At 72.3% G+C, this 22,397-nt stretch carries 22 protein-coding genes and 1 pseudogene; 15 read left to right on the forward strand and 8 right to left on the reverse strand.

The annotated features are described in order from the left end of the window. Nucleotides 1-98 precede the first annotated feature (98 nt). The 5 genes from H300_RS27660 to H300_RS27665 all read left to right on the forward strand — a co-directional run bounded on the left by H300_RS27660 (nt 99) and on the right by H300_RS27665 (nt 5,041). Nucleotides 99-1,091 carry an alpha/beta fold hydrolase gene (locus tag H300_RS27660; RefSeq protein WP_078516113.1) on the forward strand — a complete coding sequence of 331 codons (993 nt, stop codon included), beginning with the start codon at nt 99-101 and terminating at the stop codon, nt 1,089-1,091. A 150-nt stretch (nt 1,092-1,241) separates the two neighbouring features. Continuing rightward, nucleotides 1,242-2,234, forward strand: coding sequence for an aldo/keto reductase (locus tag H300_RS0118220; protein ID WP_486583930.1), 993 nt, complete (start codon nt 1,242-1,244; stop codon nt 2,232-2,234). Between the two features lie 253 nt (nt 2,235-2,487). Then, nucleotides 2,488-3,153, forward strand: coding sequence for a lysophospholipid acyltransferase family protein (locus H300_RS0118225; protein ID WP_028428574.1), 666 nt, complete (start codon nt 2,488-2,490; stop codon nt 3,151-3,153). A gap of 278 nt (nt 3,154-3,431) precedes the next feature. Then, nucleotides 3,432-3,836, forward strand: coding sequence for a LacI family DNA-binding transcriptional regulator (locus tag H300_RS0118230; protein ID WP_078516117.1), 405 nt, complete (start codon nt 3,432-3,434; stop codon nt 3,834-3,836). A gap of 212 nt (nt 3,837-4,048) precedes the next feature. Further along, the gene (locus tag H300_RS27665; protein ID WP_037980919.1) at nt 4,049-5,041 is read left to right on the forward strand and encodes a hypothetical protein; all 993 of its coding nucleotides are present in this window, start codon (nt 4,049-4,051) and stop codon (nt 5,039-5,041) included. Between the two features lie 145 nt (nt 5,042-5,186). Here H300_RS27665 and H300_RS0118240 read toward each other — a convergent pair whose 3' ends face one another. Beyond that, entirely contained in the window at nt 5,187-6,029 is an 843-nt protein-coding gene (locus tag H300_RS0118240; protein WP_028428576.1) for a DUF1206 domain-containing protein, read from the reverse strand. Between the two features lie 237 nt (nt 6,030-6,266). Then, nucleotides 6,267-7,997 carry a glycoside hydrolase family 6 protein gene (locus tag H300_RS0118245; protein WP_028428577.1) on the reverse strand — a complete coding sequence of 577 codons (1,731 nt, stop codon included), beginning with the start codon at nt 7,995-7,997 and terminating at the stop codon, nt 6,267-6,269. Nucleotides 7,998-8,958: 961 nt separating this feature from the next. On the opposite strand from H300_RS0118245, the gene H300_RS0118250 reads away from it, so the two are divergent. The 8 genes and pseudogenes from H300_RS0118250 to H300_RS0118285 all read left to right on the forward strand — a co-directional run bounded on the left by H300_RS0118250 (nt 8,959) and on the right by H300_RS0118285 (nt 14,966). Next, a complete protein-coding gene (locus H300_RS0118250; RefSeq protein ID WP_028428578.1) occupies nt 8,959-9,789 on the forward strand; it encodes an SAM-dependent methyltransferase in 831 nt (276 codons plus the stop codon). A 228-nt stretch (nt 9,790-10,017) separates the two neighbouring features. Further along, nucleotides 10,018-10,671 (forward strand): hypothetical protein, encoded by a 654-nt coding sequence (locus H300_RS27670; protein ID WP_037980921.1) that lies wholly within the window; start codon nt 10,018-10,020, stop codon nt 10,669-10,671. Then, nucleotides 10,668-11,270, forward strand: coding sequence for a hypothetical protein (locus H300_RS29400; protein WP_051270170.1), 603 nt, complete (start codon nt 10,668-10,670; stop codon nt 11,268-11,270). The genes H300_RS27670 and H300_RS29400 overlap by 4 nt, the downstream gene beginning before the upstream one ends. Nucleotides 11,271-11,473: 203 nt before the next feature. Then, a pseudogene (locus H300_RS30445) lies at nt 11,474-12,720 on the forward strand (beta-ketoacyl-[acyl-carrier-protein] synthase family protein). 54 nt (nt 12,721-12,774) lie between these two features. Next, nucleotides 12,775-13,629 carry a metallophosphoesterase family protein gene (locus H300_RS0118270; RefSeq protein WP_486583931.1) on the forward strand — a complete coding sequence of 285 codons (855 nt, stop codon included), beginning with the start codon at nt 12,775-12,777 and terminating at the stop codon, nt 13,627-13,629. An 8-nt stretch (nt 13,630-13,637) separates the two neighbouring features. Next, nucleotides 13,638-14,294 (forward strand): 4'-phosphopantetheinyl transferase superfamily protein, encoded by a 657-nt coding sequence (locus H300_RS0118275; RefSeq protein ID WP_028428581.1) that lies wholly within the window; start codon nt 13,638-13,640, stop codon nt 14,292-14,294. Between the two features lie 46 nt (nt 14,295-14,340). Next, nucleotides 14,341-14,595, forward strand: a complete 255-nt coding sequence (locus H300_RS0118280; RefSeq protein ID WP_028428582.1) for a hypothetical protein — start codon at nt 14,341-14,343, stop codon at nt 14,593-14,595. Next, the gene (locus H300_RS0118285) at nt 14,592-14,966 is read left to right on the forward strand and encodes a hypothetical protein (RefSeq protein ID WP_028428583.1); all 375 of its coding nucleotides are present in this window, start codon (nt 14,592-14,594) and stop codon (nt 14,964-14,966) included. Before H300_RS0118280 ends, H300_RS0118285 begins: the two co-directional genes overlap by 4 nt. A gap of 16 nt (nt 14,967-14,982) precedes the next feature. On the opposite strand, the gene H300_RS0118290 is transcribed toward H300_RS0118285, so the two are convergent. The 5 genes from H300_RS0118290 to H300_RS32545 all read right to left on the reverse strand — a co-directional run bounded on the left by H300_RS0118290 (nt 14,983) and on the right by H300_RS32545 (nt 18,630). After that, complete coding sequence (locus H300_RS0118290) at nt 14,983-16,053, reverse strand: alanine racemase (RefSeq protein WP_028428584.1); 1,071 nt, start codon at nt 16,051-16,053, stop codon at nt 14,983-14,985. A 226-nt stretch (nt 16,054-16,279) separates the two neighbouring features. Continuing rightward, a complete protein-coding gene (locus H300_RS32535; protein WP_486583933.1) occupies nt 16,280-17,275 on the reverse strand; it encodes a condensation domain-containing protein in 996 nt (331 codons plus the stop codon). Beyond that, nucleotides 17,239-17,814 carry a phosphopantetheine-binding protein gene (locus tag H300_RS0118295; RefSeq protein ID WP_028428585.1) on the reverse strand — a complete coding sequence of 192 codons (576 nt, stop codon included), beginning with the start codon at nt 17,812-17,814 and terminating at the stop codon, nt 17,239-17,241. Before H300_RS0118295 ends, H300_RS32535 begins: the two co-directional genes overlap by 37 nt. Beyond that, complete coding sequence (locus tag H300_RS32540) at nt 17,769-18,200, reverse strand: hypothetical protein (protein ID WP_486583932.1); 432 nt, start codon at nt 18,198-18,200, stop codon at nt 17,769-17,771. Before H300_RS32540 ends, H300_RS0118295 begins: the two co-directional genes overlap by 46 nt. A gap of 46 nt (nt 18,201-18,246) precedes the next feature. Then, a complete protein-coding gene (locus tag H300_RS32545; RefSeq protein ID WP_028428586.1) occupies nt 18,247-18,630 on the reverse strand; it encodes a transposase in 384 nt (127 codons plus the stop codon). A gap of 229 nt (nt 18,631-18,859) precedes the next feature. On the opposite strand from H300_RS32545, the gene tap reads away from it, so the two are divergent. Beyond that, nucleotides 18,860-21,097 (forward strand): telomere-associated protein Tap, encoded by a 2,238-nt coding sequence (gene tap / locus H300_RS0118310; protein ID WP_028428587.1) that lies wholly within the window; start codon nt 18,860-18,862, stop codon nt 21,095-21,097. 12 nt (nt 21,098-21,109) lie between these two features. Further along, on the forward strand, nt 21,110-21,667 hold the full coding sequence (tpg, locus tag H300_RS0118315) for a telomere-protecting terminal protein Tpg (protein WP_028428588.1): 558 nt from the start codon (nt 21,110-21,112) through the stop codon (nt 21,665-21,667). A gap of 97 nt (nt 21,668-21,764) precedes the next feature. On the opposite strand, the gene H300_RS0118320 is transcribed toward tpg, so the two are convergent. Next, nucleotides 21,765-22,265, reverse strand: coding sequence for a hypothetical protein (locus tag H300_RS0118320; RefSeq protein ID WP_158678387.1), 501 nt, complete (start codon nt 22,263-22,265; stop codon nt 21,765-21,767). Nucleotides 22,266-22,397: the final 132 nt, after the last annotated feature.

Below are 22,397 nucleotides of genomic sequence, written 5' to 3' on the forward strand. Positions count from 1 at the left end.
CGTTCCCGCACTGCCCACGAAGGGGTGGCGCACCCCGCTCTGCGCGCCCGCTGCTGGTACAGATCGCAGTTCGCCATTCGCGTTTCTGGGAGCACTCGGTGTCACATACCCCCTCCGTCCCCTGTCCGGCCGCGGCCCGCGCCACCTCGGGACCGGACCGTTCCGGACCCGTCGAGCCGGTACGGGTCGAGGAACGGGACCTGCGCTTCGCGGGTTTCGGTTTCACCTGCCGCGTCGTCAGGCAGGAACGTCCGCTCGTCCCGCCCTTGGTGCTCCTCGGCGGGTCGTCGCAGGACCGCTGGTCCTGGGTGCGGCACGAGCGGTGGCTGGCGCCGCTCGGGAGCGTGGTCACCGTCGACCTCCCCGGCTACGGCACGTCGGACTTCCTGCCGGCCCGCTACGGCATCGACTTCCTGGCCGCCGCCACCCGCCACATGCTCACCGAGCTCGGAATGGAGCGGGTCAACCTGGTGGGGGCCTGCTTCGGGGGTGCGATCGCCGTCCGCCTCGCACAGCACTGTCCCGGCCTGCTCAACCGGCTGGTGCTGGTCGGGATGACGATGCGGGTGCCGCGCGACTACGAGGAGAGCGCCGCCCGGTGGTCCCGGATGCTCGCGCAGGGCAGGACCGCGGAGATCGCCGCCGAGCTGGTGGAGCGGTTCGTCGCCCCGCCGGAGCACGGAACCGTCCGCAAGCAGGCCGCGGTGGTCCGCTTCCTGGAGCGCCAGTTCCTCGACCAGGGCGCGCGCGAGCTGTCGATGTGGGACGAGCACAACACCCGGCTGGTGCGGCACGAGTGGTTCCGGCCGGGGCCGCTGCCCGACGTACCGTCCCTGGTGCTGACGGGGGAGCACGACACCCTCACTCCGCCCCGCCACGGACGGGAGATCGCCGGCCTGCTCCCGGACGTCCGCTTCACCACGGTGAAGGAGGCCGACCACCTCGCGCCGGTGGAACGGATGGCCGAGTTCGCCGAACTCCTCGCCCGCTTCTGCACCGGACGGGCACTCGACGACCTGGAGTTCTGCAACGCCGTGGAGAGCCTCGGACCGGCCCGGGCCGCTGCCCCGGCCGCCGCCGTCCGCCCCTGAACGCTGCCCTCCCGCCCCGCCAGTCGGCTCACCGCCGGTGCGCCCGCGCCACCGATGCGCCCGCCCTCCCGGCCCGCCCGAGAGGCCGCGGAACCGTGCCGCCGACCGCCCCCTGCGGGCCCCCGGACGGAGCAGGAGTCGCCGCGTAGCATGGGCGCCATGGAACAGCGCGTACTGGGCAGGACAGGCCGGAAGGTCTCCGTCGTCGGATTGGGCACGTGGCAGTTGGGCTCGGACTGGGGCGAGGTGGCCGAGGCGGATGCCCTCGACGTGCTCGACGCGGCCGTCGAGTCGGGCGTCACCCTCCTCGACACCGCGGACGTCTACGGGGACGGGCGGAGCGAGCAGACCATCGGCCGCTATCTCCGGGAACGCCCCGATGCGGGCGTCGTCGTGGCGACCAAGATGGGACGCCGGACCGAGCAGCTCCCCGAGAACTACAACCTGGCGAACTTCCGTGCCTGGAACGACCGTTCGCGGGCGAATCTGGGGGTCGACACCCTCGACCTCGTCCAGCTGCACTGCCCGCCGACCGCGGCGTACGCACGCGACGAGGTGTTCGACGGGCTGGACACCCTCGTGGCCGAGGGCAGGATCAGCGCTTACGGGGTGAGCGTGGAGACGTGCGCCGAGGCGTTGGCCGCCCTCGCGCGCCCCGGCATCGCGAGCGTGCAGATCATCCTGAACCCCTTCCGTCTCAAGCCGTTGGAAGAGGTCCTGCCTGCTGCGGCCGGCGCAGGTGTCGGCGTCATCGCCCGGGTGCCGCTCGCCTCGGGCCTGCTGTCCGGCAAGTACACCCGCGACACCGTCTTCGCCGCCGACGACCACCGGAACTTCAACCGCCGGGGGGAGGTGTTCGATCAGGGTGAGACCTTCTCCGGCGTCGACTTCACGACCGGGCTCGAAGCCGCCGTGGAGTTCGCCGCGTTGGCGCCCCGAGACGCGACGCCCGCCATGACGGCGCTGCGCTGGATCATCCAGCAGCCCGGGGTCAGCAGTGTGATCCCGGGTGCCCGCTCGGTCGGCCAGGCGCGGTCGAACGCCGCGGCGGCCGAACTGCCACCTCTGTCGCAGAGCGTCCTCGACGGCGTCCGGGACCTGTACGACCGCCGGTTCCGCGCCCAGGTGCACCACCGCTGGTGAGCGCGGTACCGGAGCGGCCTGGCCCCGCGGGCACGGGCCGGGCCGCCGCTCCGGATCACGGGGTCGTCACCTGCAGGTAGGATTCCCTTCCGGAGCGTGATTCCCGGCCCGACGGTGGACAGCGACTTCGACAAGCCCCATCCACCCGGCCGGGAGCACGCTCTTCCGCCCCTGGGGTTGAGTACCGGTGCTCATGTTCCGCGGCGTGGCCGGCGCAACGAGGGAGTGCATGCAGCCGAACGTTCGAGGAAGTGTGCTCAGTACCGTGGCCGCCGCCGTCGTCCCCGCGATCGCCCGGCTCACGGTCTCAGCCGACCGCGCGACGGATGCCGCCCTGCCGCCCGGCAGCATTCTGGCCGCCAACCACACCTCGCTGATCGACCCCGCGGTGGTGCTCGCCGCACTGCGCGGTTTCGGGGCCGAACCGGTCGTGCTCGCCACCGCCGGGCTGTGGCGGATACCGCTGCTCGGGCGGTTGCTCACCGCCGAGGGGTACGTCCCGGTGCGCCGTGGCACTACCGAGGCCGCGCGGTCCCTGGACGCCGCCGCTGCGGCACTCGCCGCCGGGCGGCTCGTGCTCCTCTACGGCGAGGGCGGTCTGCCGCGCCGCGCCGACGCCAAGGAGGCCCCGCCCGGCCCGTTCCGCAGCGGACTGGCCCGACTCGCCCGCCGCACCGGAGCCCCCGTGGTGCCCGTCGGGCAGGCCGGTGCCCGGCACGTCACCTCCGGTACGCGCGGCAAGCAGATCGGCGGGCTGCTCTCCGCCCCGGTGCGCCGTCCATGCCTCCATGTGCACCTGGGTACCCCGGTGGTGCTCGACGGCGACCTCGCGGAAGCGACGGCGCACGCCAGGGCGGCCGTCACGGTCGCCTGGTCGGTCGCCGCCGGCCGAGCGGCGGGTCCCCTCCCGGCCGGCTGACCGCCCGCGCCGCCCGTAGGGGCGCAGACACCTCCGCATCCGGACAACGTGGCCGCTCTCGACCGCGGCCCGCCCCGCTCGCCTCCCGCCGGTTCCGGCCGTCGCGCGTCCCGGCAGTTCGCGCTCCCTGCCGCCTGCCCGCATCGCCCGGCGGCACCGGACGAATTCCCGGCAGGCCCCTTGTCCCGGCCCCGGGAAGCTCATTGACATGACAGACACGTCATCGAATCGATTCGATGAATGCACCGGGCATCCGGACCGACCGCAAGGGAGCGGGCGTGGCAACGATCAGGGATGTGGCCCAGCGGGTCGGCGTGGCACCCAGCACCGTCTCCTATGCTTTCAACGGCTCGCGGAAGATCTCCGAGGAAACTCGCCGCGCCGTCAGGGAAGCCGTCGACGAACTCGGCTACCACCCGCGGGCCAGCGTCCGCTCGCTCCGCAGCGCCCAGACCCGCGTCCTGCCCCTCGCCGTACCGCGGATGGTCGGCGAGTACCGTGCCTCGGGCGGTGCCTTCGCCATCGACATCAGCGATGCCGCCCGGGCCCGCGGCGAGGACGACCCCCGGCTGCCCTGGGCGGACGTCGACCGGGAGGCGGCGGTCCGTCTCGCGCTGCGCCGCACGGTCGATGCCGCGGAGGTGTCCCCCGCCCTGGCCGCCCGCCGTCTGCTCGGCGACTGACCACCCCGCTGGCCGTGCCGCGCCGCCCCCGACCCGCTCCACCCTTCCTCGCTTCCGAGCGCGGTGCGGCGGCCCGCGGCGACGGTAGGATCGGCGCCCGGCCCGAATCGCCCGGCCCGAATCGCCCGGCCGGGGCCGCCGGGCGCCGCCCCTCCGCCGCGGCCAGGGGGCTCCGCCCCCGCTCGACCGACCGCCCGCCACCCGGAGCCGCCATGAGCACCCGCTACCGTCGGGACAACCGCGTCCTCGTGCGCTGCGACCTCTGCCCGGGACAGCCGGTCCTGCCCACCCCCTGCGAGATCGACACCCGGCGCTGCGTCCGCTGCCAGGGGGAGGGGCGGGTCCTGCCGGTCCCGCACCCCGAGGACCATCTCTGCGCCATGTGCCGGACCGAGTGTCCCGGGTGCGCCGCGCCCACCGGCGACCCCGAGGGCGGGCCGTGCCGCTCCTGCCGCGGTCAGTGCCGCTCCTGCCGGTCACCGCTGCCCGACCGGCGCCCTGCGGAGACCGTCCGCAAGGAGGCGCCGGTCAGGACCGACGCGACGGGACGTCGCTGGGCGCGGGTCTACCCGCCCCGCTCCCACCACCAGGACTTGTGCGAGGACTGCCGACACGCGGCCGGCGCCGCCGACCCGGTCCGCGCCGTCCTCGCGTCGCTGCCGGACAAGGTCGTCCGCGCCTGCGGCGGCTCCGCCCCGCCTGCCGTCGTCCGGACCATCCGCGCCGAACTCCGCCACCACACCGCCCCGCAGCTCGCCGGCCGCATCGAGCGCCGCTGGTGGAACGGCTGGGCCGACCGGCCGCTGCGCCGCGAGGAGGACGGCCCACAGGCGGCCTACCGGCCCGACGACGTGGCACTGTGGCTAGTCGCCCCCGGCGGCTGCCCAGCCCGGTGCGACGACGGCTGGGCTCCGGGCGACCCCGACCGGCGCTGCCCCCACTGCGCCGCCCCGCCCGGTGAGGCGATCGCCGGTCGCGCCGCGTCCGCCCCGGGCACCGACCGCACCGCAGCCCAGGCGATCGCCCACCGGCCGCCGATGCGGGAGTGCGAGGGCGGGGACGGCTCCTGCGGAGTCCCGGTCGCGGCTCCCCGCACCCGCTGCCCGAGTTGTGCGAACTGGCCCCGCTGCGCCTGCGGCAGCCGCTACGACCCGGACCTGGGCAGCGCCTGCGGGGTCTGCGGTCCCGGCCGTCCCGACCGCTGACCGCTCCGGCGGGCGGGGCGTGCCGCCGTCGAGGCGACGCGCGGCGTGCCGACCGTCCCATCGTCCGCCTCCGCGGGGGCCGGGCCACGGATCGGCCGCGGGCGGCGTCCGTCCGGATGCCGCCCGCATTCCTCCCGTGCTCCGCTCAGACCTTGCGCCAGCGGGCGAGGGCGAACGAGAACAGCCCGAACAGGCCCAACCCGACCGCGATGACCGCGAGCAGCCACGGGCCGACCGGTGTCTCCGCGAAGCTGCGCAGCGTGGCGTCCAGGCCCTTCGCCTCGTCGGGGTCGAAGTCCACCGCGGCGACCACGGCGAAGCAGCCCGCCGCGGCGAACACCGTGCCGCGGGCGACACCGCCGCTCACTCCGAGCACGTCCACGACCTGCCGCACGCGGTGGGACAACCGGGCCCGCTTCAGCTCCTCGTGGAACTTGCGCATCGCCGCGCTCACGCCGATGTAGCCGCCGACACCGGCCAGCACCAGCCCGCCGATACCCACCAGCCACTGGCCGCCGGGCATCTCCAGCAACCGGGCCGTGACGTCCTGCGACTGCTTGTCGCTGGAACCGCTGCCGGACTCGCCGGACGCGAACCGCAGCACCGAGTAGGCGATCAGGGTGTAGACGACCCCCCGGACCGCGGAGAGGGCCCGCTTCGACGGCTTGTTGCCGTCCGGCACCGCCGCCCCGAACAGGGCCTCGGAGAGACGCCACAGAGCCATACCCGCCAGCCCGACACCTACCGCCCAGACCAGGAACGAGCCGAACGGCCGCCCGGCGAGCTCCTGCAGAGCGCCACCGCGGTCCGCCTCCTGACCGCCGCCGCCGAACGCGATGCGGAAGGCGAGCAGGCCGATCAACAGGTAGATGGCCCCCCGGGCCGCGAGGCCCCAGCGCGCCGCCGCCTCCATCGCCGTTCCGTTCGCGGCCTGCCTCGCGCCGCGCTGCGCCTTGCGCTTGCCGGTGCTGATCGACCCCGTGCTCATTTGCTCTCTCCTCCTGATCGACGGCCCCGGTCGGGGCTTTGAGCGTGTGCCCGTCAACCGCGCCGGGAAACGGACGCTCCCGCGGCGGTCGCGTCCTCGCCCGCCGGAGAGGATTCGCCGGAGGAGAGGAGGAGAATAGGGCCGAAGGAGAGGACCGTCCCCCCCCCGTGGGACACGGCCCTCTCCGGACTCGGCGGGGCACGGGTGATCCGTCAGGACGCCCGTGTGCCGCTCACCTCACGGGAGCGGCGGGTAGGCGTTCGCCAGCAGCTCCTCGAACTGGGCCTGGAACCAGTGCCCCGAGACCGGCGCGTCGGGAAGTGCGCCGGAGGGGTTGTCCAGGTTGCGCGGGTTTCCCTGGTAGGTCGGGTCGCACATCCGGTCGAAGCCCTTGCCTTCGTCGTTCGGGATCTCCTCGCTCGAACCGTCCGACTCGCCGGGGGGCTTGATCCACGTGTAGGCGTCGATCCCCGGCGCGGGTGCGGCGGCGGGACGTTCCCCGAGCCCCGCTCCGCTCTGGTTGCACCAGTTCCCGAGGTGGATCCGCTGGTCCACCCGGCTGCCCTCGACGTACGCCTCCACACTGGTCTGCGGTCCGGGGCCGCTGGGCCGGTCCGCCCCGCCCCAGCCGTTCCGGGAGGTGTCGATGACCACCCCGACGTTCGCGTTGAAGCCGACCTGCACGGCCTCCTCACGGAACGCCTGCGAGAACGAGATCTCGTCCACGTACCGGTTCCAGTCCACCCACGAGGACTGGCGCACCGAGGTGCCGTTCACCGTGTCGTCGATGGAGAAGTGCGGCTCCCGCAGCGCTCCGTAGTTGGCGACGTTCGCCGCGAAGCCCGCCACGTCGTCCACGGTGGCTCCCGCGGTGTTGGCGGCCTCGTGCAGCAGTTCGGCGGTCGCCGTGAAGTTGTCGTCCCAACCGATCCAGCCGTGGTGGCCGATGTCGATGTAGTTGTAGACGTTGGGAATGGCACCCAGGGTCGCCAGGGCGTAGCCGACGCCCTCGACGTAGTTGCCGTTGGCGAGCATCACGTCGCACTCGGGAGTGGCCGTGGCCCGGCTTCCCACGTTCGTGATGAGGTTGGGCAGCGAGTCGATCTCGACCGTGTTCACGATCCGCAGACCGGCGTACTTCTCGTCGGAGAGGATCTCCGCGATCGGGTCGATGAACTCGTCGCGGTACCGGTCGATCTCCTCCGGCCCCAGCTCGCCGTTGGACGCGAGCGCCGAGCAGTCGCGGCCGGGCAGGTTGTACGTGACCATCTGCAGCACGTCGGCGTTCTGCTCCAGCGCCTCGTCCAGGTGGTCGCGCAGGCCCATGGTGTTCTCACCGGCGGAGCCCGAGTCGATCGCGGCGATCCGGTCCAGCCATACGGCTGTCGGCTCGTCGGCGACCGCCTCACCACCGTTCGCGGCGGCCTGGCGGGACCAGTCGGGGTTCACGTACAGCTTCGCGTCCTCATAGGGGTTGTCGACCCGGTCGGCGGGGTCCGTCGGGTCCGTCGGATCGGTGGGGTCCGTCGGCTCCTCCTCGTTGCAGGCGACGCCGTTGAGGGTGAACGCGCCCGGGTCGGTGTTCGTCCCGGAGTGCGTCGCCTGGAATCCGAAGGTCGCGGAGGCACCGCTGCCCAGCCCACCGCCCCACGAGGGGTTCGCGGCCGTGACGTGCGCACCGCTCTGCGCGACATCCGCGTTCCAGCCCTGCGTCACCTGCTGCGATCCGGCGAAGTCCCATTCCACCTGCCAGCCGTCGAGGGCCGTGCTGTTGTTGGTGACGGTGACCGAAGCCGTGAAGCCATCGCTCCACGCGTTCTGCACCTCGTACGTGACGGCGCAGGCCGGGGCGGCGGCCGAGGCGGCTCCGGAGAGCGCACCTCCGGTCGCCGCGGTGCCCAGCACCAGCGCGCCTGTCGCGAGTAATCCGATCGGGCGCCTGCGCGCCGCGGTTCTGCTTCCTGCCATGCGGGTTTCCTCCAGTTGGTCGGTGCCGGCTCCGTGCACGCCCTTTCAGGACCGGGCACGCACGGAGGTGGTGCGCCGCGCCGCTGTGACCGGCGCGGCAGTCGGTGGGGCCGGTGGTACGACCGGCCGGGTGGAGTGCTGCCGGACGCGGCGGTCCGTCACGGGCTGCGCGGGCCGGGGGGAGGGGCCTGCCCTGGCGGGCGGGAGGTGCGGGGCGCGCGAACGGCGCCGCCCCGGTGCAGCAGGCGGCACAGATTGCGGTGGTGCGCCGCCGGAAGATGTGGAGCGCGTGCGTGACACATGTGCATTGGAGCGACTCCTTGCTGTCCGATCCGCGCCGTCCCGGGCGCCCGACAGGTGGAACCGCTCCCACTGGTTCAGCAGAACGTAGCGGCAAGAATGCGTGACGGCCAGACGGCGGACAGAAATCGGGCCGCAAAATTATCGGTCAGGGCAGCATCGTGCCGGGCCCTTGACAGTGGACACGGGCGGCTCGACTATGGGAGCGCTCCCACTGGTTGCTCCACGGAACGGCTCCGTCGGCATTTTCTGGCTCTCCTGCCGGCCCGGCGCACCACGGGTCCGGCACCGCGGCCCTGGTGCCACTGCTCCGCGGTCGACCGGCCCGGCGCGCCCCGACGCTCGGGCCGGCGCACCCGTGCCAAGCGGCGGCAGCGCCCTGTGTCGATCAGCACCCTTTCCAGTTGTTCGGAAAGGAAGGAGTACTTTTGTCCCGGATGTCCGCGCCGGGGCTGTTCGGGACAACCCGGAACCCTTCCGGCTGCCCGCGGTGCTCGAACGCCCGGGGGCGGCCGGACCCTCGGCTCGCCGTACCGGGTCCCGGCAGCGGCACGGCGAGCTGTTCTGCCGGGAGAGTGAGCCGCGGGTCAACATCATTCCCGGGCGGCGGACTTGAGGTATCTTGGCAGCCCTCACCAGCACACGAGCAGGAGGCACGCCAGTGAGCGGAGCAGGCAGCGAGTCCGAATCCGCCGACGCACTCGACCTGGCCACCGGTCGGGCCCATGGTGCACGGATCTACGACTACATCCTCGGCGGCAAGGACAACTACGCCATCGACCGGGAGGCGGGCAACGCCTCGCTGCAGGTCTGGCCCTCGCTCCGGATCCACATGCATGCCAACCGGTCCTTCATGCACCGGGTGGCACGCTACCTGGTGTCCGAGAAGGGTATCCGCCACTTCCTCGACATCGGCACCGGCATCCCTACGCCCCCCAACCTCCACGAGGTGGTGCAGCAGATCGCGCCCGAGTCGCGGGTCGTGTACGTCGACAACGACCCGATTGTGCTCGCGCACGCGAGGGCGCTGATGGACAGCACGCCGGAGGGCCGGACGGCGTACATCCAGGCGGACATGCGGGATCCGGACAAGATCATCTCGGCTCCCGCGCTGCGGGAGACCCTCGACCTGAACGAGCCCGTCGGCCTCACCGTCATCGCGATGGTGCACTTCATCGAGGACAACGACGAGGCCTACCGCGTCGTTCGCAGCGTGGTCGACACGCTCCCGTCCGGAAGCTACGTCGCGTTGGCCGTGGCGACGGACGACTTCGCCCCGGAGATGCTGGCCCGTGTCCAGCAGGAGTACCGGGCGCGGGGGGAGACGCTCAAGTTCCGCACCAGGGAGCAGACCGAGCGGTTCTTCGACGGCCTGGAACTCGAGGAGCCCGGAGTGGTGCAGATCCACAAGTGGCACCCGGACCCGGTGGAGGTCGGGGAGACCGACGACGCCGACGTCGCCATGTACGGGGCCGTCGCCCGCAAGCCCTGAGACACCCCGCGGTGCCGGTCGGCGACGGAACCCGACGCCGACCGGACCACGCCGTCTTCCCGCGCCCTGTGTCGCCCCCTCGCGCACCACCGCGCGCCCAGTGTCCACCGCCTGTCCGGGGTTTGGCGGGGCTCATGCGGGTCACCCGGTTCCTGTGAGGGCCCGAAAGCCAACAAGGGCCCTGCATCCAACGGGTGTTGCACGAGAGCAGCACTTGGGAAGGGGGCCATGGTGTCCACTGTATGGATCGTTGTGGCGGTCCTCGTCGTGGTGGCGCTCGCCGCAGCCGCCGCGTGGTACGTCAACAACCGCGGCCGAACCGGAGGCCGGAAACTCAGCGAACGGTTCGGCCCCGAGTACGAGCGGACGCTCGCCCGGCACGACGGCGACGCGGAGGCGACCGAGCGCGAGCTGAACGAACGACTCCAACGACACGGTGACCTGCGACCGCGACCCCTGGAGCCCGCTGAGCGCGAGAAGTACCTTGCCACCTGGCAGGGTCTGCAGGAGCGCTTCGTGGACGTGCCGGGACAAGTCGTCGCCGAGGTCGACCAGCTAGTCGCGCGGCTCGCCGCAGACCGGGGATTCCCTGCGGCCGACCAGTACGACGAGCAGGTGGCGGCGCTCTCCGTCCACCACCCGCACCGCGTGGAGGGTTTCCGCCAGGTGCACCGCGCCGCACGCGGCGCCGAGGAGAGCGGAACCGAATCCCTGCGGGAGGCGATGGTCGGCGCCCGCGCTCTCTTCGACGAACTCGTGGCGGGCCGCTCCGGCGACGGCCACCGCCCCGCCGCCGACGACGTCCGGGGCAGTGCCCCCGCCGACAGCCGGGACAGTCAGCACGGTCCCTCACTGCGACCGAAGGGGAGCAGCACCTCATGACATACGACGAGAAGCGAGCAGACGGAGCCCGGGAACCCGATGCGACGGGGGAGCGCGGCCCGCTGCCTCCGGTGCGGGCCGGCGGAACGCGAGACGGAGCGGCGCGCGGCGGCGGAGTCCCGCGTCCCGGCGGCCCCGAGAGGACCGGGACCGACCGCGACCCGGGCGTCGGCAACCCGCTGCCCGGCGCGGGCAGCAGCCCTGCGGTCCCGCGCGACTCCGGTCGCCCGCCGGGGCCGCTTCGGGCCTCGTCGCCCGACACGGCTGCCTCCACGCCGGGCACACCGGCCCGCTCCGGAGGGCCGGACGGGACGGGGACGCCCGAGGGGCTCCTCGCCCACGGGGAGCGGGAGGAACTCGCCCGACGTCTTCAGCAGGCACTCAACGGGTTCGTCGACGAGCCCCGCCAGGCCGTCGAGGAGGCCGCCGGTGTCCTGGACGAGGCCACCGAGCACCTGACCCGGTCGCTGTCCGCCCACAGCAGGTCGCTGCGCGCGGACTGGGACGGGGCCGGCCGGTCCGACGGGGCGGGAACGGAAGACCTGCGGGTGGCGCTCCGCGCCTACCGCGAGGTCACGGAACGCCTTCTGCGGGTCTGACCGTCCGCTCGGACGAATGTCCTCAACGTGCCCGGCCGCGGCCGCAGCAGCCCTCGCGGCTCCTTCGACCGTGGCCGGGCACGCCCCGCACTCCGGTCCGCCTGCCGGGAACCGACCAGTGAACGGCTCTCCCACCAGCGCCGCTGCCCCAGTAGTGCGTCGAGTGGCGCCCGCCGCACGGCCAGCGCCCTTCCACAAGTGGAGTGAACGGTTCCCATGCATTCCGGTCAGAACCTCCGCCGGTCGTCGTCAGCGGCGTCGGCGCCACCACCCCGCTGGGCGGGGACGCCGCGTCCCCCTGGACGTCAATGCTCGCCGGACGTTCCGGCGCCGTCTCCCTCGGCCAGTACAGGGCCGCCGGACTGTCCGTGTGCAGGGCCGCGTCGGCGGCCGCGGGCCCGTCGGAGATCCTGCCGCCCCATCTCGACCGCCGACTGGACCGGGCCACCCGGTTCGCCCTGATCGCCGCACGGGAGGCGTGGGCCGACGCGGGCTTCACCGGCAGTGCTCGGGAGGCCGCCGACAGCGTCCCCGCCACAACTTCCCACACGCCCTGGCACGACGTCCTGCGCGAGCAGGGGGCCCGCAGGGTCTCCCCGCTGACGGTCCCGATGCTGATGCCGAACAGCCGCGCCGCCCCCGTCGGAATGGAGGTGGGCGCGGAGGCAGGCGTGCACACCGTCGTCAGCGCCTGCGCCTCCGGTGCAGAAGCCGTCGGCCACGGCATCGACATGATCCGCACCGGCCGGGCGGACGTCGTCGTGGCCGGTGGTACGGAGGCGGCGATCCTGCCGCTGAACCTCGCGGCCTTCGGCAACATGCTGGCGATGTATAAGCGGAACGACGACCCGCAGCGGGGGCCCGTCCGTACGACAGGGCCCGCGACGGCCTCGTGCTCGGAGAGGGAGCCGGCGTGGTGGTGCCCGAAGCCGACGAACACGCCGTCCGCCGGGGTGCCGCCGCCTACTGCGAGGCGATCGGCCAGGGACTCTCGTCCGACAGCCACCACATCGCCCAGCCGGAGCCGACCGGACGCCAAAACATCGCGGCGCTCGAACAGCTCCTCGCCGCTACCGGGACCGACCCCTCGTCGATCGTTCACCTCAACGCGCACGCCACGTCCACCCCGCAGGGCGACTCACCGAACTCAGGGCGATGGGGAAAGTACTGGGCAGCGGCCTCGACCGGATCGCCGTCTCGGCCACAAGTCGATGACCGGCCACCTGCTGGGCGGAGCGGGCGGCATCGAGACCGTCGCCACCGTCCTGCCCTGCACCACCGCCCCGCGCCGCCGACCATCAACATCACCGACCTCGACGACGAGGTCGACCCGTGACTCGTCTCGGACCAGCCCCGCGCCCTCCCCGACGGACCCGTCGTCCCGCTCAACAACTCCTTCGGCTTCGGCGGCCACAATGTGGTCCTGGCCTTCCGAGGAACGGACGGCTGAGGCAGCCCCCGCGACCGGCCGCCGGCTTCGTACGCGCTTGCGTAGGATGGCGCGATGCCTGACATGCGATCTTCCGGCCGTCTGCTCGCGGTCAGCGACCTGCACGCGGCGGTGGGCGAGAACAGGGGACTTGTCGCGGAACTGCGCCCCGAGACCCCCGACGACTGGCTGCTCGTCGCCGGTGACGTCGCCGAGCACGTCGCGGACATCGAGACGACCCTCTCGATGCTGTCCCACCGCTTCGCCCGTGTGGTCTGGGCGCCGGGCAACCACGAACTGTGGACCCACCCCGGCGACCCGGTGACGCTGCGGGGCGAGGCACGGTACCGCCACCTGGTGGAGATGTGCCGCGGCCTCGGCGTGGTCACTCCCGAGGACCCCTACCCTGTGTTCGACGGCGAGGGCGGCCCACTCGCGATCGCCCCGCTGTTCGTCCTCTACGACTACTCGTGGCTGCCTCAGGGCGCCACCACGAAGGCCCAGGGACTGGCCGTCGCGGACGCGGCGGGGCTGGCCTTCACCGACGAGTACCTGCTGCATCCGGACCCGTACCCCAGCCGCGAGGCCTGGTGCGCCGCCCGGGCGGCCGAGACCGAGCGGCGGCTGACCGCGGCCGACCCGGACGTCCCCCTGGTCCTGGTGAACCACTACCCGCTGGTCCGGGAGCCAACCAGGGTCCTGCACCACCCCCACCTGGCCATGTGGTGCGGCACCCGCCGTACCGAGGACTGGCACCGGCGCTTCCGCGTCGCCCAGGTGGTCTACGGTCATCTCCACATCCCGCGCCGGACCGTCCACGACGGAGTGCCCTTCCAGGAGGTGTCGGTGGGCTACCCCCGGGAGTGGCGCCGGCACGGGCACCCGCACGGCATCCTCCGCCGCATCGCCCCCCGGGAGCATGCCGCGTGAGCCCGACACTGCTCGCACCCCTGCTCCCCGAGCGGGCCGAGACCGCTGAGGCATTCGAGGACCCGCCCGAGGTCTTCCTCTTCCCCGAGGAGCGGGCCCACGTGGCGCGGGCCGTCGACAAGCGACGCCGTGAGTTCGCCACTGTCCGGCACTGCGCCCGGCGGGCACTGGCCGCCCTCGGTAGCCCGCGCGTGCCCCTGCTGCCCGGCCTCCGGGGCGCTCCCGGCTGGCCGGACGGCGTCGTCGGCTCGATGACGCACTGCACCGGGTACCGCGGCGCCGCCGTGGCCCGCGGTGCCGACATCCCCTCGTTCGGGATAGACGCCGAGCCGCACGGGCCGCTGCCCGAAGGCGTCCTCGAAGCGGTGGCCCGCCCCGCCGAGCAGCAACAGATCGCCGCGCTGGTCGCCCTGGACCCGTCCGTGCACTGGGATCGGCTGCTCTTCAGCGCCAAGGAGGCGGTCTACAAGACCTGGTATCCGCTGACCGGGGAGTGGCTCGACTTCGAGGAGGCCGAACTGGACCTGGTCCCGCACACGCGAATCTTCCGGGCCCGCCTCCTCAAGGCCGGCCGGGACCGCGAGGGCAGGACGCTGAGCGCGTTCGAGGGCCGCTGGCAGGTCACCCGCGGACTCGTCCTCACCGCCGCCGTGTACCGCCCCTGACGGCGCCCCTGGCCGCGGGAGGTACCAACTAGGTACCATGACGGGCATGCCGTCTCTCAACGTCACCTTCACCGACGAGGAGCTGGAGGCAGTCCGCGCCGCCGCGGCCGCCGAAGGCAAATCCCTCAAGCAGTACGTCCACGACCTGCCACTGCGCGAGCAGCAGCGCCGCCAGTTCGTCCGCCACGCCGTCTCCTGGGGCGAGAACCACCGGACCGAGTTCGACGAGGCCTTCCCCGACGAGACGCCGCCCGCCCGTCCGCAACCCGCCGCCCATCATCGGGGGGCCGACGCCGCCTGATGCTGCACATCGACATCCCCTGGCTGCTGGACGTCCAGGAGCAGGCCGTCCCCGAAGACGTCAGTGTCGCCGACTACTCCGCCCTCGTCGCCGCCGTGGCCCGCCACCGGACGCGCATCCCCCGTCCCACCACCGCCGAACCCGACTGCGCCTGGCGGGCCGCCGCGCTCCTGCACACCCTCGTACGACTCGAAGCGCTGCCGCACCGCAACTCGCTGTACGCCTGCCAGACCGCCGTCGCCTACATGCACGCCGCCGGCGAGGGCATCGACCCGCCCTACGGCGCGCTGGTGGAACTGGTCCGCGCCATCCAGGCCGGGAAGGCCACCGTCTACCAGGCCGCCGACCGCATCCGCACCTGGCGCATCTGACCGCCCCGCCCGCGAGTCACCCCCCGGGAACACCGGCCTCCGCCGCCTCCGGCTCGTCCACGACGTGATCGGGCCGGGTGATCGTGTACCGCACGAGGGCCGGCAGTCGGGCCCCCGCCGCCGGGGCTGTCCCGTCCGCGGGCACCCACAGCACGGACTCCAGCAGATCCGGAGGCTCGGCGAACCGGCAGCGCCGGCCGTCCCAGAGGAACGGGGACAGGTACCGGTTGACCGCGGTGAAGCGAGCCCCCGCGAGTTGCCTGGCCCGCGGCCGCAGGCCGCTCAGCACCCGGGGCGCACTGAGCCCGATGCCGTGCGAGGCGCCGCCGGACACGACCACCAGGTACCCCTCGGCCGAGGCGCGCCGCTGACGTGTACCGTAGCGCTCTCCCTTGGTCACCCGCCGCACACCGAGAACCCGGCTGCGGTACCCGGTGGCCCCCGGGTCGCCGAGCCAGAGCCGGGTCCCCATGCGCGGGCGGAACGCCGTACCGGGAAACCGTTCCCGGAGGAGCGCGAGTTCGTCCTCCGAGAGATGGCTGACGAACAGGGTGTCGAGCGGCAGCCGAGCCGCACGCAACCGACGCATCCAGGCGGTCACCTCGTCCGCCCCGCTCTCGCCGTTCGGCCGGCTCAACGGCAGGTGCACCGAGAACCCCGCGCACTCCCGCCCCCGCAGAAGCGCGCGGAGTTCCGGCAGATCCGCCTCCGCCAGTCCGTGCCGCCTCATCGAGGACATGAGCTTCACGACCACCCTGCCCCCGGCACGAGCCCTGACTCCGTCCAAAGACGAGACGGTCCGTACGACCCGGTCCGACAGCGGCGCCTCCGTCTCCGCCTCGCCCTCCCGCCAGGGCGTCAGCACCCAGAGATCACCCGCGTACGCGTCCTGGGCCACCGCGGCCTCGAACGCGGTACCGACCGCCAGCAGCCCCGGGCCGAGGGCCTCCGCCTCCCGCAGCAGCCGCGGCAGCCCGAACCCGTACCCGTTCCCCTTGCACACCGGCACGAGCCCCGGGAACCGCCGGAGCGTCTCCCTGTGGTGCTCCCGCCACCGCCGCGTATCGATACAGAGCGCGAGTGTCATGCCGGTGGTGCCCCCTGCTCGTTCCCCGTGGCCCTCACGGTCAGCAGCCACCGTACTGGGCCCGGGCCCCGCTGCGGACATCACGGCCCGACCGCTTCGCTCCGGAGGCGGCACCGGTCGCCGGGAGCGCGAAGGCCCCGACGCAGGGCGCTGGACCCCGCAAACGCCACCGCCTTGATCGACGCGATGACCGGTCTCGCCCGGTGGTGAGCTCCCATCGGCGTGCTCACCCGGGCGCCCGACTATGCCGCTCGCCTTGACCGCGACCACCGCCAGGGCCTGAGGACCGGCAGGAACACCGACAGTGCAGGGTGTCGAGGACGGCCCGTCCGATCAGGGCCTCGGCGCGAAGTGGGTATGACCGTTTTCTGATCATGGAGTGTCCAGGATTCACAGTGACCGGGTGGCGTGGCGGGCGTTTCGCCTGAGGGCGGCGGCGATGCCGTGGCGGCCGGCGAGGCGGACGGCCCCCGGCATCACGAATCTGTTGGATGCCGCATGCATAGCGGTGTTCGTGCCTGTGTGGGCCAAGGAGTCTGGCTACGGACCTGCCGCGATCGGACTGGTGTGGGTGGCCTTCAGCATCGCGGCGACGGTCGGTAGCCTTGCTGCGGCGGCGGTAGCACACCGGTTGCGGCGTCACCCGATGGATCCCCGCGAACCAGCCCACCGCATCGGAGCGATCGGGACCGGGAAGGCGACTGTCCCGACCATGCCGTTCCACATCGAACATCACCGACGGCAGGTCATGGGCCGAGCCGAGAGCTTCAGCGAGTGCGGTCAGAAGCACGACCTCGACCGGGCTGCTGTAGTCGCTTGGTGTCTCCCGCAACAGCGTTCGCGTGGCGGACGCCTCCAGACGCACCTCGACGCACTCGATATCCGCCACTGTGGTGGGGCCGTCCGGGATGTCCCGGGGAAGGGAGACCGGCTCACGCGCCGCGTCCTCCCTGCCGTCGGACGTGGCGGCCTCGCGAGGACGCGCGGCAGCGAGCGCGCTCGCCCACTGCGAGAAGACGAAGGAGTCTCCGGGCAGGCTGGGCCCACGTTCGGCAACGACGTTCGAGTATGCGACGTCCAGATCGCGCACGAACCTCGGCCAGGAGAAGGTGTCGACCGACAGGTGGTGGACGGTGATCAGGAGAAGACTCGGGCGTTCAGCGCTGGAGATCAGCGCAGCACGAATCACCCGTCCACTCTCGATGTCGAGCGAGCGCTGCAGCCGTGTGGCCGCTTCCTGGAGCTCATGGTCCGGATCGCGTCCTCATCGAGGTAGACCTCGGACAGCAGCTCGAACCCGGGCGGCGCCTCACCGACTTGCTGCTGCCACCCGTTCGCACTTTGCGTGAAGCGCAGCCGGAGCGCATCGTGGGCACTGACAAGCGCCTCGAGAGCGGTCTCCAGCGCGTAGACCTCAGGCTCGTCCTTCCACTCCAGGACGATGGACTGGTTGCTGTGGTCCTGGTCCACCAGCGCACGGTCGATGAACCACTGCTGTACCGGCGTCAGCGGCAGTGGCCCGCTGACGTCGACCGTAGTCTCGGCCACCGCGTCCGCCCGGACCACCAAGGACGCCAGGGCGTTGAGCGTCGGACAGCGGAACACGTCGGTGAGGCTCAGCTCGTAGCCCTGCTCTCGCAGCGCCGACGCGAGGCGAACCGTCGAGATCGAGTCGCCGCCGAGCTCGAAGAAGTTCGCGTCGGGGTCCACCGTGCTCACACCCAGGACGGACTTCCACGCCTCGCGCAGCACGTCCTCCACGGCTCCCGCACCCGGGTCGTCGGCGGTCGGATCGGGCTCGGGATTCTGTTCGGCCTCCTGCTGTGCCAGTGCGGAGCGGTCGACTGCCCGGGTGCCGCCGGAGCGCCGACTCGACCTCGCCCGGTTCCACGCGGGTAGCCGCGAATCTTCAGCTGACGGTCCGACCTGCCCAGGAAGACCGCGTTGCCCTGGTCGTCCCAGGTCGCCCGGTCGCCAGTGCGGTACATCCGAGCCCCAGGCTCAGTGGTGTAGGGGTCGGGAAGGAACTTCTCGCCGCTCAGTGCTGGTCGGCCCAGGTAGCCACGGGCACAGCACACCCCGCCGATGAAAATCTCCCCCTCCGCGCCCGCCGGGATCGGCTGGAGGTCGTCGTCCAGGATGTACATTGAGGTGTTTTCGACGGGCTTGCCGATCGGGATGGTCTCCCCTGGCTCAGTCCGCGCTCTCGGACAGTGACTGCAAGAGCGCGTGTGTTTTTCCCAGCACCTCCAGTGCTGCGTTCTTCTGGTCCATCTCCGTGCGCAGCCGCTCGTTCTCCCGCCGCAGCTTGGCGTTCTCGGCCTCGGCCGGGTGCTTCCTGGGACGGGCAGGGCTGGTGCGGTGGTCTGCCAGCTGCGCGAGCGCGCCAGTGTCGCGGGCAGCGCGCCACTCAATCAGGTGCGAGTGGTACAGGCGCTCGCGGCGCAGGATGGCGCCCTTCTCGCCGGCCGGGGCGGCGTCGTACTCGGCGACGATCCGCAGCTTGTACTCGGCGGTGAAGGTGCGGCGCTTCGGCTTCGGAGCCGGATCGGGGCCACTGGTGCTGGTGCTGGTCATACGGGTGGTTCTCCTGCTCGTGCGTCCACTCAGGCTAACTGATCACGCCAGAGTGTCTCACTCAACGATGTCAGGGAGGGCCCTGAGCTGGTGCGCGTTCGTGTGAGTCAGCCACCAATCCAGCCAGAACACCCCAACAGACACCCCCGAAAGCATGTACGCGATCCGTACGGTGTGCGTACGCGATCCTTACGGTTTATGGGGTAGGGTGTGGGTCAGGAGGTGTTCCATGTCCGAACTGTTCGACGCGGTCGACGCGCTGGTCGCGTCCCGCTCTCCGCTGCCGCCGGCGGAGGAGCGCAAGCGGCTGCGGGTCGCGCACGGCCTGACGCTGGACGAAGTGGCCACCGCGCTCGCGGTGCGCCGGGCCACGGTCAGCGGCTGGGAGTCCAGCAAGAAGCCGACCGAGCCCCGGGGCCCGGAGCGTGAGGCGTACGCGCGGCTGCTGGCGCAACTCGCGGAGCTCTATCCCGCCTCGGCCGACGCTGCGGTGCCGGCCACGTTCACCGGCGCGCCCGCCCCGGCGGAAGCGCGGACTCTGTCCACCGGCCCGGCGCCCGAGGCTGCGGCCATGACGGCAACCGAGAACACCCAGACCCCTGCCCCTGCTCCCGGCGCCGCTGCTCCGGCGGCTGCGTCACGTCCGGCGCGCGCCACCAGGCCGTTGTCGACGTCGCGCCGTCCGGGCGCGCGGAAGGCGGCCCCGGCCGGAACCCCGGCGGGTGGCACCGACCCGCGGTTCGAGAACGGCCCGCTCGCGGTCGTCGACGTCGAGGACGGGCAGGTGCTCGCGTACTGCACCGGCGGCCTGGTCCTGGACGTGCCCGCCAAGAGCATCCCGGCCCTGGTGGAGTGGACGCTCAAGGAGGCGAAGCTCGGGCAGCCGAAGCTGTCCGGTCCGGGCAAGGACGCCGATCCGCTGCTCGTGCTCACCGAGGCCGCGCTGGAGCGCTACGGCCTCCCCGTCACGCTCACGGAGGAGGAGAAGCACGCCGGACGTCTGCCCGAGGGCCACAAGGTCGTCAAGCAGCTGGCTCGCGCGGAGTGGAAGCTGACAAAGAGGGGTTTCGGCCCGTGGGCGAGGATCTACCGCCCCGCGACCGGTTCGGAGCGGGCCTGCGTACAGCTGTGCATCCCCTCCTGGAACGCGCTCGACACCCGGCACTGGGGCGAGGCCGGGCAGCTTCCGCCGGCCGAACTCGCCCGCGTCCTGAGCGTCTACGCCTCGCGGGTGATGACGCCGCGTGGATCGACCGCCGTGACCGGCCTGGAGCTGATGACCGCCCTGCACCCGGCGACCCGGGCCACCGCGCCCGACGAGAACGGCAAGCGCACCGGCGAGCACAACCCCGGCTCGCTGGGCAAGGACGCCATCGACCCGATGAACTGGCCGCCGTGCGAGGTCCCCGACGGCCACCCGGCCCTCAAGGACCTGCCCCGGTTCCACGTGCGCGGCCCGGCGGAGAAACTGTTCGAGGAGGCCTACGACTGGGCGCGGCCGATGACCGATGCCGAGTGCACCGTGCGCCATCTGGTCGGCCTGGACGTCAACATGGCCTTCGCCGCCGGCGCGAACGGCCTGAACGTCGGCCTCGGCGAGGCGACGCACGTCACGAACCCGGGCTTCGCCCCGAAGCTCCCGGGGAGCTGGCTGGTCGACCTGTCCCACGTCGACCTGTCCCGCGTGAAGGTCGGCAAGGAGCGGGTGGAGCTGGACGGCAGCCTGCTGCCGTCCCCGTTCACGCCGAAGGGCGCGCGACCGGAAGGGCCGGCCTGGTACGCGACGCCCACCGTCGCCTACGCGGTGGAGCTCGGCTACGACGTCGCGCCGATCGAGGCGTGGGTCCGGTACGACAACGGCCGCTACCTGGACGGCTGGTACAACCGGCTCCGTGACGCCTACCTCGCCACGATGGCCGACCTCGGCGTCGCCGCCGACCTCGCCCCGGCCGACTTCCTTACCGCAATGGACGGCTACAAGGAACGCGACCCCGAGTTGGCGATCGTCACCACGGCGATCAAGGCGACGGTCAAGGGCGGCATCGGCAAGCTACGCGAGCGCCCCCGCGGTGAAGGGTGGCGGCCCGGCGAGCCGTGGCGCGCCCTGTCCCGCCCGACCTGGCGGCCCGACATCCGCGCGGCCGTCATCTCCCGCACCCGCATCAACCTCCACCGCAAGATCGTCAAGCACGCGGCGTTCACCGGGCAGTACCCGATCGCGATCCTCTCCGACTGCGTCGTCTACGCCGCCAACGGCACCAGCCCGCTGGACTTCCTGCCCTACCGGGAGGGCAAGCCGCTGCCCGGCGGCTTCAAACTCGGCATCAGTCCCGGCCTGGTCAAGCACGAAGGCACCCAGGAAGTCCTGTGGGGCGAGGAAGTCCGCGACCGGTTCACCGCCCCCGAGCTCAACCTCGCCCGGTACATCAAGGACGGCACCGTCACCGACATCGACAACGGAGAGTAGGAGAAGGCCACGATGAGCCTGATCGGGGACGGCCTGGAGAAGGCGGCGCAGAAGGCGTTCACCCGCCCGGCGCCCAAGAACGCGGGCCCGCAGATGCGGTACCTGGTCAAGCAGCTGGGCGGCACCAAGGCCGTCGCCCAGATACTGCGAGTCTCCCAGCGCACCGTCGAGCGGTACGTGAAGGACCAGATCAAAAAGCCCCGCCCGGACCTCGCCGCCCGCCTGGAGCGCGAGGTCAAGAAGAGATGGCAGCCGCAGATCCGGGCCAAGGCCAAGGCCAAGGCAGCATCGACGGGAGGCATCGTCATCGACACCCGGGCCCGCATGGGCTACGCCGCGCCGATCGGGTCGACGGATGAGAACCGCATCCGGCACCTGACCGTCGCCCTGCCCCCGCAGTACGCAGCCCGCCTCTTCGAAGCCCAGGAAGCCGGCGCCAGCGACGCCCGACTGCAGGAGATCGCGGCCGAAGCGCTCAAGGAGGTCTACTTCCAAGACAGCGGCCGCCGCGCCGGAAGCCTGGACGAGGTCCGGTTCACCGACATCGAACACCTCGAGTTCGACCTGTAGCAGCCGCACCCCGAACAGCCCGTGAGCCCCGGACCGACGCGGTCCGGGGCTCACGGGCTGTTCGGGGTGCGGCTCAAGGGACGCGAGCCGTCGCAGCTCAAACGGCCTGGCCGACACGGCCGAGCCGCTCCTGCGTGTAGGCGAAGAGGAGGTTGACGTACTGGCGAAACAGCTCGCGGTCCGCGCAGCACACCGTGGCCAGTGAGAGCTCCCCGCCCTGGGTGGTCGCGTAGCGCCCCTGGTCGCCCCTCGGGTCGCGGGTATACAAGTCCCGGATGAATTCGACGACCAGGCGTCGGTCGTCTTCCGCGGCGAACAGGTCATCGCCGCGCTCCTCCAGCCGCTTCAGCAGCGTGCCGAGGTCATGCCTGTCCTTGTGTCCGGGGCCGACGAGCGCCTTCAGCGAAAGCTCGGCCAGCTGCCGGGCGAGGAAGAAGGCCGGCTGCGGGACCCCGGCGTCGATCAACGCGATGGCGCCTTCGTAGAACGCGCCGATCGTCTCCTCGGACGCGTTCGCGCAGTGCGCGCGGGACAGGCACATTGCATCGGGCCACTCGTGGTCCGTGTCCATGTCGCCGAACGGGCTCACGTAGATCATGCCTGGCATTGTGCACGACAGCCCGCCCGTACGAGACCCGATTCCCCCGTCCGTGACTGCCGTTGCCGCCCTCGCGCGCCTGGACGCCGGCACGCCGACGCCCGGCACGACCTGCGCGGGCACCGGACTCCA

The organism is Streptomyces sp. TAA040 (genome assembly GCF_000424845.1).

Coding starts and splice junctions, on each gene's coding strand:
- H300_RS0118220 (WP_486583930.1), top strand. CDS start 1,242: ATGGGCGCCATGGAACAGCGCGTACTGGGCAGGACAGGCCGGAAGGTC.
- H300_RS27665 (WP_037980919.1), top strand. CDS start 4,049: ATGAGCACCCGCTACCGTCGGGACAACCGCGTCCTCGTGCGCTGCGAC.
- H300_RS0118240 (WP_028428576.1), bottom strand. CDS start 6,029: ATGAGCACGGGGTCGATCAGCACCGGCAAGCGCAAGGCGCAGCGCGGC.
- H300_RS0118245 (WP_028428577.1), bottom strand. CDS start 7,997: ATGGCAGGAAGCAGAACCGCGGCGCGCAGGCGCCCGATCGGATTACTC.
- H300_RS27670 (WP_037980921.1), top strand. CDS start 10,018: ATGGTGTCCACTGTATGGATCGTTGTGGCGGTCCTCGTCGTGGTGGCG.
- H300_RS29400 (WP_051270170.1), top strand. CDS start 10,668: ATGACATACGACGAGAAGCGAGCAGACGGAGCCCGGGAACCCGATGCG.
- H300_RS0118270 (WP_486583931.1), top strand. CDS start 12,775: ATGCCTGACATGCGATCTTCCGGCCGTCTGCTCGCGGTCAGCGACCTG.
- H300_RS0118280 (WP_028428582.1), top strand. CDS start 14,341: ATGCCGTCTCTCAACGTCACCTTCACCGACGAGGAGCTGGAGGCAGTC.
- H300_RS0118290 (WP_028428584.1), bottom strand. CDS start 16,053: ATGACACTCGCGCTCTGTATCGATACGCGGCGGTGGCGGGAGCACCAC.
- H300_RS32540 (WP_486583932.1), bottom strand. CDS start 18,200: ATGTACATCCTGGACGACGACCTCCAGCCGATCCCGGCGGGCGCGGAG.
- H300_RS32545 (WP_028428586.1), bottom strand. CDS start 18,630: ATGACCAGCACCAGCACCAGTGGCCCCGATCCGGCTCCGAAGCCGAAG.
- tap (WP_028428587.1), top strand. CDS start 18,860: ATGTCCGAACTGTTCGACGCGGTCGACGCGCTGGTCGCGTCCCGCTCT.
- tpg (WP_028428588.1), top strand. CDS start 21,110: ATGAGCCTGATCGGGGACGGCCTGGAGAAGGCGGCGCAGAAGGCGTTC.
- H300_RS0118320 (WP_158678387.1), bottom strand. CDS start 22,265: ATGATCTACGTGAGCCCGTTCGGCGACATGGACACGGACCACGAGTGG.